The 11,289-nt window shown below is 59.2% G+C and carries 11 protein-coding genes; 7 read left to right on the forward strand and 4 right to left on the reverse strand.

What is annotated here, in order from left to right:
• Nucleotides 1-341: 341 nt before the first annotated feature.
• From V8J82_RS07920 to V8J82_RS07935, 4 genes are all read right to left on the reverse strand, one after another.
• A complete protein-coding gene (locus tag V8J82_RS07920) occupies nucleotides 342-560 on the reverse strand; it encodes a hypothetical protein (protein WP_339973944.1) in 219 nt (72 codons plus the stop codon).
• Nucleotides 561-596: 36 nt separating this feature from the next.
• Nucleotides 597-815: a hypothetical protein gene (locus V8J82_RS07925; RefSeq protein ID WP_339973946.1), complete on the reverse strand. Its 219-nt coding sequence runs from the start codon at nucleotides 813-815 to the stop codon at nucleotides 597-599.
• A gap of 293 nt (nucleotides 816-1,108) precedes the next feature.
• Nucleotides 1,109-2,119 (reverse strand): SDR family NAD(P)-dependent oxidoreductase, encoded by a 1,011-nt coding sequence (locus V8J82_RS07930; RefSeq protein WP_339973948.1) that lies wholly within the window; start codon nucleotides 2,117-2,119, stop codon nucleotides 1,109-1,111.
• A 2-nt stretch (nucleotides 2,120-2,121) separates the two neighbouring features.
• Complete coding sequence (locus tag V8J82_RS07935) at nucleotides 2,122-3,372, reverse strand: glycosyltransferase family 4 protein (RefSeq protein ID WP_339973950.1); 1,251 nt, start codon at nucleotides 3,370-3,372, stop codon at nucleotides 2,122-2,124.
• Nucleotides 3,373-3,507: 135 nt separating this feature from the next.
• Here V8J82_RS07935 and hslO point away from each other — a divergent pair, with 135 nt between their 5' ends.
• The 7 genes from hslO to V8J82_RS07970 all read left to right on the forward strand — a co-directional run bounded on the left by hslO (nucleotide 3,508) and on the right by V8J82_RS07970 (nucleotide 11,271).
• Nucleotides 3,508-4,509 carry an Hsp33 family molecular chaperone HslO gene (gene hslO / locus V8J82_RS07940; protein ID WP_339973952.1) on the forward strand — a complete coding sequence of 334 codons (1,002 nt, stop codon included), beginning with the start codon at nucleotides 3,508-3,510 and terminating at the stop codon, nucleotides 4,507-4,509.
• Nucleotides 4,493-5,089 (forward strand): NUDIX hydrolase, encoded by a 597-nt coding sequence (locus V8J82_RS07945; protein WP_339973954.1) that lies wholly within the window; start codon nucleotides 4,493-4,495, stop codon nucleotides 5,087-5,089. Before hslO ends, V8J82_RS07945 begins: the two co-directional genes overlap by 17 nt.
• Nucleotides 5,079-6,224, forward strand: a complete 1,146-nt coding sequence (locus V8J82_RS07950; RefSeq protein WP_339973956.1) for a CCA tRNA nucleotidyltransferase — start codon at nucleotides 5,079-5,081, stop codon at nucleotides 6,222-6,224. The genes V8J82_RS07945 and V8J82_RS07950 overlap by 11 nt, the downstream gene beginning before the upstream one ends.
• Nucleotides 6,225-6,447: 223 nt before the next feature.
• Nucleotides 6,448-7,032: a LysE family translocator gene (locus V8J82_RS07955; protein WP_339973958.1), complete on the forward strand. Its 585-nt coding sequence runs from the start codon at nucleotides 6,448-6,450 to the stop codon at nucleotides 7,030-7,032.
• A gap of 35 nt (nucleotides 7,033-7,067) precedes the next feature.
• Nucleotides 7,068-8,909: an ABC transporter ATP-binding protein gene (locus V8J82_RS07960; protein WP_339973960.1), complete on the forward strand. Its 1,842-nt coding sequence runs from the start codon at nucleotides 7,068-7,070 to the stop codon at nucleotides 8,907-8,909.
• Entirely contained in the window at nucleotides 8,906-10,768 is a 1,863-nt protein-coding gene (locus tag V8J82_RS07965; protein ID WP_339973962.1) for an ABC transporter ATP-binding protein, read from the forward strand. Before V8J82_RS07960 ends, V8J82_RS07965 begins: the two co-directional genes overlap by 4 nt.
• Nucleotides 10,765-11,271, forward strand: coding sequence for a P-loop NTPase family protein (locus V8J82_RS07970; protein WP_339973964.1), 507 nt, complete (start codon nucleotides 10,765-10,767; stop codon nucleotides 11,269-11,271). Before V8J82_RS07965 ends, V8J82_RS07970 begins: the two co-directional genes overlap by 4 nt.
• Nucleotides 11,272-11,289 lie beyond the last annotated feature (18 nt).

Consider the following 11,289-nt stretch of genomic DNA (forward strand, 5'->3'; position numbering starts at 1 on the left):
GGAATGCCGGGGAAGTTTGTGTCCTGTCATTGGGCTCTTCGTCCCGGTGACACTATGAATATGGGGAGGTTCCTGCTCTCTTTCAAAACACGTAACCGATATAAACGAGTGATATTGGTGCATATTCGCACATATTTTTTTCAACGGCGCACGGTCTGCACGTCAGTGTGAAATGCGTCTGTGAGCCCGTGAGGACCCGAAAAAGCCTGGATGAAGATGATGGAGGTAGACGGCAGAATGCCAGTCTTCAACGCGATGGCTCAGATGATTGTCCGCGCCTTGTCGCATACAAAAAAGGGCGTCCCTAAGGGCGCCCTTTTTCATCATAGAGGAGGGAAGTATCAGTCATCTTCGCTCGCATCGAAGATCAGCAGGCCGCTGACTTGCTGGACCGACTGATCGGCGCCACGGGTGGCCAGCGTCGGGGTCGGTGCTTCAACCGATTCAACGGCAGGGAAGGCTGGCGCGAAGATGCTGCGACCGTCTTCTTCCGTCTGGGCGGCGAAAGCAGGTGCGGCAACAGTGGCGGCAACGGCGGCGATAAGGGCGATACGTTTCATGAATTTGGTCCTTTCGAATAATGTGTGGTGTTTGACTTAGTCGTCTTCGCTGGCGTCAAAGATCAGCAGGCCGCTGACTTGTTCGATCGACTGATCTGCGCCACGGGTGGCCAGTGTCGGGGTCGGTGCTTCAACCGATTCAACAGCGGGGAAGGCTGGCGCGAAGATGCTGCGACCGTCTTCTTCCGTCTGGGCGGCGAAAGCAGGTGCGGCAACAGTGGCGGCAACAGCGGCGATAAATGCGATACGTTTCATTGGTTTAGTCCTCTTTCCGAATGTGTCTGGCATCTGAGCCAAGGGTTTGTTTGTGTCTTTGGCCGGTGCGTTGTTTGCCCCGGCGACAATTGGAAAATGGGGGAATGGTCGCTCTCTATCAATACACGTAACCGGGAGAATAATGTAATATACGTGCATAAATGCACATTATCGGCGAGCAGGCGCGCAAAGCACACGGGCCCGTGTGATCGGGTCGACGGCCCGTGAACATAACCTAAAAAACTGAAACAAATGGCGGTCGGAGGCGAGTCGCGCGCCACAGCGCCTCGGCGTCAGATTCTGTAGTAATCCCGATACCACTCCACGAACGCGGCGACGCCGGTCTGGATATCGGTGGATGGCGTGTAGCCTGTCAGCCGGTGTAGAAGGCTGGCATCCGCCCACGTCGCGGGAACATCGCCCGGCTGCATGTCCAAGAAGGTCTTCTGGGCAACGCGCCCGGTCGCGGCCTCGATGGCTTCGACAAAGTCCAACAATTGTACGGATTGCGAGTTGCCGATATTGACGATCCGATGCGGGGCGACGGGGCTGAGGCTATCGCCCTCGACCGGGATATCACCAGGCGGCACATCGATCAGCCGCACGATCCCATCGACAAGATCGCTGATAAAGGTGAAGTCGCGCCGCATATCGCCGTGATTGTAAACGTCGATGGGTTGGCCATCGAAAATCGCCTTGGTGAATTTGAACAAGGCCATATCAGGCCGTCCCCAAGGCCCGTAGACCGTGAAGAAGCGGAACATCGTCGTCGGCAGATTGTAGAGATGCGCGTAGCTATGGGCCATCGCCTCATTGGCTTTTTTGGTCGCCGCATAGAATGACATCTGCGTGTCGGCTTTCATTGTCTCCGCATAGGGCATCTGGGTATTGGCACCGTAAGCTGATGATGTACTGGCGAGAAGAGAGTGCGCTGGCGGAAAGGCTCGCATCGCTTCTAGCAGACGAAAGGTGCCGACCAGGTTCGCCTCCACATAGCTTTCCGGGTTCTCAATCGAATACCGGACGCCCGCCTGCGCAGCGAGATGAATGACCGCGTCAGGACGGTGCGTGTCAAACAGATTATGTAGGGCTTCGGGCCGTTCGATCCGATCCGTAACCGCACTATACCCTGCGCTCTGCAACAGCATCGCCTGGCGCCGTTCTTTCAGGGCGACATCATAATAGTCGGTCAGTGCATCAATACCGACCACGCGCCAGCCGTCATCCAGAAGCCGTTTGCTGAGGTGATAGCCAATGAATCCGGCCGCACCGGTCACCAATGCTGTGCACTGCACCTCTGACATCGCTACTCTCCTACTTTGATCCGCAGCGGCACATCCACCATGGCGTTCATCTGATGCAGGTGTTCCGGCAGACACTCGGTCTGAAAATCGTATTGCGCAACCACATGGCGACGCGCCGCAGGTCCCAGATGCGCATAAGTGCCAGGCCGCGCCAGGACATCGGACACCTTGGCGGCCAAAGCCTCAGGATCAAAGAAATCCGTCAGCAGGCCAGTCTTGCCATGTTCAATCACCTCACGCACCGGGCCCACATCCGAGGCGACAATCGTTGCCTCCATCGCCATCGCCTCGAGCAGTGACCATGACAGGACAAAGGGCACTGTCAGATAAATATGGCACCGGCTGAGTTGAATGATGCGTTGATAATCGGCATAGGGCACCCGACCCAGGAAATGGACGCGCGACCAATCCACATGATCGCCCACCTCACGCTCCATCTCGGCGCGGTAGCCGCCATTGGCACCGGACTTCTTCCCATAAGAGACGTCATTGCCACCAATGATCAATGCCCGCGCATTGGGCCGTGCCTCTAGGATATGGGGCAGAGCGCGCATAAAGACGTGGAAGCCGCGTGTGGGCTCCATATTGCGGGCCATATAAGTGAATATCTCATCCTGGCGCGTGACAGCCCGGCCCAAGCGACCCAGAGGCACAGCCGCGTCGGGATCGGGGCGCAGAAGATCGGTGCGAATGCCGTCATGTTTGACATAGAGCTTTTGCTGGAAGCTTCCCGGAAAGGTGGCCGCCTGCCAAGCCGTTGGGGAATGGCCCAGATCCACGGTCTGGATATTGGCGAAATTCACCGCATTGCGCGCGTGCATAGTGAAGGGCGCATGGGCGCTTGCGGGGAATTCGGGATCGAACCCGACACTGCCGCCCTTGGCCAGGAAGAAGTATTCAAAATATCCGAGGATCGGCACATCGCTCCAGACTTGCTTGAGAAATGTTAGCTCTCCCCACCCGACATGGCCGAGGATAATATCGGGGACGAAGCCTTCACCCCTCAACTTTTGCGCCGCCATCGCAGCACCATATCCGTTGCCCGCGCATTCTTCCCAATATTGCGTGAGGGCATAGGCCTCCTTCGCGGGCTTATGATGCGGCGCATAGGTCACGATCCGCGCGCCTTGCATCGGCGGCACATCTTTGCGCTGGGTCAGAAACACCAGGTTGTGTCCGCCCTGCTGCCGCAGCCAGGTGAACAATTCCCGGTATTGGCCGGGAAAATTCTGATGCACGAATAGGATCTTCATCGTTCTTCCTTTGCCATCCATGTTCCAAGCCCATGCGCCCTATGCAAGACGGAACTGCGGCGTGATCGGGTTTGGTGTTGCGGCAACCCCGCCTATATGGGACCAGACTTCCGAAATGATGAAAGGGGGCCTCAGATGACCCTGACCGCGAAAATCGCGTGGGATGACACTGTTTTGCCGTTTCAGCTTGATCAGTCCGATATTCGCGGGCGGGTCGCGCGGCTGGATACCACGCTGGACCAGATCCTAAGCCAGCACGACTACCCTGCCCCGGTTGAGTCGGTGGTGGCCGAGATGGCATTGCTGACCGCATTGATCGGGCAGACGATCAAACTGCGCTGGAAGCTTTCGCTGCAAGTCCGCTCGGACGGGCCGATCCGTTTGATCGCCACCGATTTCTTGGCCCCGGAGGCCGAAGGTGAACCTGCGCGCATCCGGGCTTATGCCAGTTTTGACGCCGACCGTCTAAACGAAGACACTGCAGCGTTTGATCAGATCGGCAAGGGGTATTTTGCGATCTTGATCGATCAAGGTCCCGATATGACACCCTATCAGGGCATCACCCCCCTCGCCGGCGGATCACTGAGCGCGTGTGCTGAGGCGTATTTCGCGCAATCCGAGCAGCTGCCGACGCGGTTTGCGCTCTCGTATGGGCGGGCGCAGGAACCCGGGCACGATATGTCGTGGCGGGCGGGCGGCGTCATGCTGCAAGTCATGCCCGAATCCTCGCTTGAAGCCTCGGGCGGTGGCACCGGCGAAGACGGGTTGTTGCAGGCCGAAGATCTGATGGATGGCGAAATGGGTGAGGCGTGGAACCGTGCCAACATCTTGCTTGATACGGTCGACGCCATGGAGCTGATCGGGCCGCATGTTGCTCCCACCGAGTTGTTGATCCGGCTGTTCCATGAAGATCAACCGCGCGTGTTCGATGCCCAGCCCGTGGGCTTTGGCTGCACTTGTTCCGAGGATCGGGTGCGCCAGAGCCTGTCGATCTATTCGGCCAAGGACATCGCCCATATGACGACGGATGAGGGTCGGGTGACCGCTGATTGCCAATTCTGCGGCGCACATTACGATTTCGACCCTCATACCCTTGGATTCGAAGCCAAGAAAGATGCGGATGGGACGCCCCTGTGATCTCAACACTTTGAGGGCCGCGTTGGACCAAGCTCCGGTGCGGCCCTCGTCGGATTATGACCTGAACCCGGGTGTGGTCTTGGCCGAAGGCCGGGTCTTGCGCCCGGCCGCGGTGCTGATCGGTGTGTTGAATGATCAGGTGGTGCTGACCAAACGCGCCTCGACCCTGAAGCATCATCCGGGTCAAATCGCCTTTCCAGGCGGTAAACTGGATGCGGGCGAAACACCGGTCGAGGCGGCCTTGCGCGAGGCACATGAGGAAATCGGGCTTGATCCCGACAATGTCTCAGTTCTTGCAGAATTGCCTCCGCATGAGACGGTGACGGGCTACAACGCCACGCCGATCCTGGCACAGATCTCACGCGAATTCGATATCGTGCCCGAGCCCGGTGAAGTAGCCGAGGTGTTTCGCGTGCCGCTGCGCATCTTGTTGGACCCGACACAATACAATGTGGAAAGCCGTCGCTGGCGCGGATCCCGACGACATTATTATACCGTGCCTTACGGACCCTACTACATTTGGGGAGCGACGGCGCGGATGCTGAAATCACTCGCTGACCGGCATTCCGATGCGGCTTGAGGCCCCTTGGCTGACCGAACCCGGTACACAGGCCGTGTTCGATGCGCTGGACGGTTGCGGCGCGTGGTTTGTCGGTGGCTGCGTGCGCGACGGCCTTCTGGAACGTCCGGTTGAGGACATCGACATCTGCACCGATGCACGGCCTGCCGATGTGATAGCACGTGCCAAGACGGCGGGATTGCGCGCCATTCCCACCGGGATCGACCACGGCACCGTGACCCTGATCGCGGCAGGTCGCCCGTTTGAGATTACCACCCTGCGCCGCGACATAGACACCGATGGACGCCATGCGCAGGTCGCCTTTTCCGACCGGCTGGAAGAAGATGCGGCCCGCCGCGATTTCACGATGAATGCGCTTTATGCCACCAGAGATGGCACGGTGATCGATCCAAATGGCACCGGTATCGCCGACCTCGCGGCGCGGCATCTGCGCTTCATCGGTGATCCATCGGAACGCATAGCCGAAGATTATCTGCGCATCCTGCGCTTCTTTCGGTTTTTTGCGTGGTATGCGCCCGTCGATGGCGGCATCGATGCGGAAGGCCTTGCGGCCTGTGCCGCGGGGCTGGACGGATTGGCACAGCTATCACGCGAACGCGTGGGAGCCGAAACGCGCAAATTGTTGACCGCGCCCGATCCTGCTTGCGCTGTGGCTGCGATGGATCAGTCGGGGGTTTTGTCTGCGATCCTACCCGGCGCCGAAGCGAAGATGCTGATCTGGCTGACCGGGATTGAAGGCGATATAGCACCAAATGCGATGCGTCGCCTGGCGGCCATGGGTGGGGAGGATGCGGCAGAGCGCTTGCGTCTTTCAAAGGCCGAGGCGACGCTGCTGGCGCTCTACCGCTCTGAGATGGGTAAGACGAGCAGCGCAGGTGAGCTTGGCTATAACTATGGGTTTGACGCCGCCCGCGATATCCTAAGCCTGCGCGGTCTGGTTGACGGGCGGCCAGCGTCTCAAGAAGATCTTGATGCGGCGGCGATCGGCGCAGACGCGGTGTTTCCTGTGAAAGCGGCAGATCTGTTGTTGATCTATAGCGGTCCTGCACTTGGCAAGGCGCTCAAAACACTGGAGGCGCGGTGGATCGCCTCTGGTTTCACGCTGACGAAAGACGCATTGCTGCACGCGCTGTAACCCGGGCTCTCACGCCGGAGCGACGATTGCACAGCAATCGCGCATCCGTTGGAGGTAGCGCGCCGTCGCCTTCGGCGCTGTCGGCGCGGGGTTGCGCCCAGGATCCTCTGCTTTGCCTCTGATCAAACGCCGGTTTCTGACGGCACCGTTGGTTTGGGTATTTGGAGCCACTGGAAGAGGAGTATTGACAGCGGCACGCCTCCGGGATTGGGGTTGGCGTCTTATGTTTGATCCTTTGTTTGTCTTTGTATTCGTGGGCCTTATCACGCCGGGACCGAATGTGATCTTGATCACCAATTCCGGCGCAAGGTTTGGGTTTGTACGCTCATTACCACACGTGATTGGCATCGTTTTAGGTGTGGGTATCACCGCCGGGCTGACCGGGTTGGGTGTGGGGGCTGTGTTGCACAGCATGCCCGGTCTCGAATTTGCGCTGAAGCTAATCGCGGCGGGTTGGATTCTTTGGATGGGCTGGGGCCTTTGGCAATCCTCAGCGACCGGCGCGCGTGAGACGGGGGATGCGCCTTGGGGCATTCCGCGCGCAATGCTGTTTCAGTGGGTGAATCCCAAAGTTTGGGCCGTCGCGATCGCTGCCGCATCGGGCTTTCCCGGCGGCTTATCGCCGATGGGTGAGGCCGCGCGGCTGGGCCTGACCTTTGCAACCACAAATCTTGGCGTTTGCCTGTTCTGGACCGTTGCAGGCAGCCTGCTGGCCTTGCTTCTGACCACCCCCGAGGCGTGGCGTGTCTTTGCGCGGATCATGGCGCTTGCGCTCGCGGCATCGGCCATCATGGTCTTTCTGACCTAATCGGATTATACACCCGGCCTGACACGGGTAATGTCATGTTTCGCAAATTTGAAAATCTGGTCGATCCTTACGTGGCTCATGCCCAACAGGATCGCCCCCCTCGCCGAGTCTGGCCATTCCTTTGGGGCTATTCGCAGCCTTTCAAGGGCCTGTTTGCTTTAACCGCGTTCATGTCGCTGGTGGTGGCTGCGGTCGAGATCGGGCTGATCTGGTATATGGGTCGCGTTGTGGATCTTTTGGCGGGCGATCCGGCGAGTGTAATGGCCGAGTATGGGCTGGAATTTATCCTTGCGGCGGCCTTTATCCTACTGATCCGGCCCGCTTTTCAGGCCTTTGACGTCGCACTGCTGAACAATGCCATCCTGCCGCAATTCGGCGCCCTGGTGCGTTGGCGCGCGCATAAACAAGTGCTGCGCCAATCCGTGGGCTTTTTCGAAAACGATTTTGCGGGCCGTATCGCGAACCGGATCATGCAGACCCCCCGCTCTGCTGGAGAGGTCATCTTTCAGTTTTTCGATGCGATCACGTTTGCGCTCGCCTACCTGATCGGCGCCGCAATCATGCTAGCAGAGGCCGATGCGCGCCTGTTGTTGCCGTTGCTGGTATGGTTTGCGCTCTACGCCATGCTTTTGCGCTGGACGATGCGGCGCGTAGGGCCCGCATCAAAAGCCGCCTCCGATGCTCGTTCGGCGCTGACCGGGCGGATCGTGGATAGCTACACCAATATCCATTCCGTAAAGCTCTTTGCGCATCACGACAAAGAACTTGCCTATGCCAAAGAGGGTGTTGAGGCCACGCGTGCCACCATTGCGCGCGAAATGCGGATTTTCACCTCAATGGACGTGATGCTGGTCACCCTGAACGGGTTCCTGATCGTGGCCGTGGTGGGCTGGGCTGTGATGCTTTGGGCGCAGGGCGCAGCTTCGGTTGGGGCGGTCGCGGCAGCCACCGCATTAACCCTGCGGCTGAACGCCATGACCGGCTGGATCATGTGGGCGCTATCGACCTTCTTCCGCGAATTGGGCGTCGTCGCCGAAGGAATGGAAACGATCACCGCACCCGTTGACCTGACAGACGATCCGAACGCGCCTGTCTTGAGCTTTGCAGATGGCGAAATCCGCTTCGATGCGCTCTCGCACCATTACGGGCGCGAGAGTGGCGGCTTGGATACTGTTTCCATGACAATCAAACCCGGCGAAAAGGTGGGGTTGGTGGGGCGGTCCGGCGCGGGAAAGTCGACCCTCGTGAAGCTATTGCTCAGGTTCTATGACGCCGAACAGGGTCATATTCTGATCGACGGACAGGACATTTCGACCGTTCAGCAAAACAGCCTGCGCCATGTGATCGGGATGGTGCAACAGGATAGCTCGCTTCTGCATCGGTCAGTTAGCGATAACATTCTGTATGGCGCGCCTGATGCGAGCGAAACTCAGATGATCGCCGCTGCCAAGCGAGCCGAAGCGCATGACTTCATTCTCGGCCTCGAAGATCCGCAGGGCCGTACCGGCTACGACGCCCATGTGGGCGAAAGAGGCGTGAAGCTTAGCGGCGGTCAGAGACAGCGGGTCACGCTGGCCCGTGTCATCCTGAAAGACGCGCCGATCCTGGTGTTGGATGAGGCGACAAGCGCGCTCGACAGCGAGGTGGAGGCGCAGATCCAGGAAACGCTCTATGGGGTGATGGAGGGCAAGACGGTGATCGCCATCGCGCATCGATTGTCGACCATTGCCCGCATGGACCGGATCGTTGTCTTGGATCAGGGCTGTATCGTCGAAGACGGTCCCCACCACGCGCTTCTCGCGCAGGGCGGACTATATGCCAGTTTCTGGGCGCGCCAATCGGGCGGCTTCATCGGGACAGAGGAGGTGGCGGAATGAACATCCTCTCACGGGTCGGGGCTTGGCTGGGCGACCTGGTCGCACCATTTCAACCTGCCGATGGCGCGCCGCCTCGGACACTTTGGGCCTTCATTAAATGGTGCCTCAGCGGGACGTGGCCCATGATCCTGTTGGCCGGAGCGCTGTCGGGCCTGGCCGGCTTGATGGAGGTCTTCTCGGCCTGGCTTTTGGGTGCGGTGATCGACAGCGCCACGACCACCGGTGTGACCGATTACCTGACGCAGAACGCGCCGCTGATCATCGGCTATATCCTCTTCTATATCCTGATCCGCCCATTCGTCTTTGGGATGTCGGCGGCGTTTACCGGCATCGTCCTGCCCCCAAATCTGGCACCCCTGATCCAATCGCGACTGCATCGCTGGACCCTGGGCCATGACATCACGTTCTTTGACAACGATTTTGCTGGCCGCTTGGCGCAGAAACAGATCCAAGCGACCGGCGGCTTGGTCAGCATTGTGCAAGAGACCATTAACGCCGCCGCTTACGCCGTTGTGACCGTATTGGGCACCGTTGCGCTTTTGGCGTTTATCGATTGGCGGGTCTCAGCGGCCCTGATCCTGTGGTGTGGGCTCTATGCGCTGCTACTGCGCTGGTATTTGCCGCGCATCCGGCAACGATCCAAGGCGCGCGCTGCCGCACGGGCCAATGTGACGGGTCAGGTGGTCGATACCTATACCAACATCAAGACTGTAAAGCTGTTCGGACATACCGATCATGAAGACACCGCCGCGCTCGGCGCGATGGCTAAGTTTCGCGAGACGGCGCTGGCCTTCGGCTACCTTTCGACGATGTTCCGCTTCGTGCTGATGTCGATCGCGGGGCTGTTGCCGGTGGTTCTGGTGCTGAGCACCGTCATGCTATGGCGCAACGGTTTGGCCACGCCCGGCGATATCGCAACGGTCGGCGCGATCTCGATGCGCCTGTCGCAGATGACGGGTTGGGTCAGCTTCACCTTGATGGCGGTCTATTCCCATGTGGGCGAGCTTGAAGATGGCATGCGCACGCTGACACCGCCCCATGGGCTGGTCGACAGCCCTGATGCGGGCGCGCTTCCCGCAGCCGCGGGAGCGCTGACATTCGACAATGTCAGCTTCGCCTATGGGCAACGCGCTGGCGGCGTGGATGGCATCAACCTTGTGGTCAAGCCTGGGCAAAAGGTAGGAGTTGTGGGTGCTTCGGGTGCCGGGAAAAGCACGCTCGTGGCGCTATTGATGCGGCTCTATGATGCAGAACAGGGTCGAATTCTAATCGATGACACCAACCTACGCGACATCACCCAAGATAGTCTGCGCAAACAGATTGCCATGGTCACGCAAGAGACCGCGATGTTCAATCGCACGGCACGCGACAACATCCTCTACGGTCGCCCAGACGCGTCCGAGGCTGAGGTGATGGCCGCCGCCGAACGGGCTGAGGCCCATGATTTCATTCTTGAGCTGGAGGATTTCAAAGGCCGCACGGGCTACGATGCCTTCTTGGGTGAACGGGGCGTCAAGCTGTCCGGCGGGCAACGACAGCGGATCGCACTGGCGCGCGCCTTCCTCAAGGATGCGCCGGTTCTTGTTCTCGATGAAGCGACCAGCGCGCTCGACAGCGAGGTAGAGGCGGCGATCCAGGATACTCTGACCCGTGTGATGGAGGGCAAAACCGTAATCGCCATTGCCCATCGTCTATCCACGTTATCCGAGATGGACAGGATCATCGTGCTTGATCAGGGGCGCATCGTTGAAGACGGCACCCACGACGATCTTCTGGCGCAAAATGGGCTCTATGCCCGGTATTGGACGCGCCAATCTGGCGGTTTTATCGGCGTTGACGACGTTGAAGCCGCAGAATGAAACGCGTGATGATCATTGGACAGCCGGGCAGCGGCAAATCGACCCTTGCGCGCCGTTTGGGCGAGAAAACAGGGCTACCCGTCTATCACATGGATCAAATCCACTGGATGCCCGGTTGGGTGGAGCGCCCAAAACCCGAGAAGATTAATCTGGCGATGGAGGTGCAAAATCGCGACGAGTGGATTTTTGAGGGTGGGCTCGGCGCAACCAAGGAACATCGGCTGTCGCGCTGCGATACGCTTATCAACCTCGACTTCCCATTCTGGCTTCGCATCTGGCGCGTCGCCAAACGCACGCTAACCCACAAAGGCAGGTCGCGCCCAGACCTGCCCGAAGGGTGCCCTGAGCAATTCGATGCAGAGTTTTGGAAATGGATCTGGGACACGCGGCATAAGAACCGCGAGATCAATCTGCGGTGGATGACAAAAGCCGGATCCGATGTGGCGGTCCACCATTTGCAAACTCCCAATCAGGTACGCGAATACCTCGCGACACTGAGGTGACCAAGTTCGATCGCGCGC

This window comes from Gymnodinialimonas mytili, assembly GCF_037544085.1.
Lineage (GTDB): Bacteria > Pseudomonadota > Alphaproteobacteria > Rhodobacterales > Rhodobacteraceae > Gymnodinialimonas > Gymnodinialimonas mytili.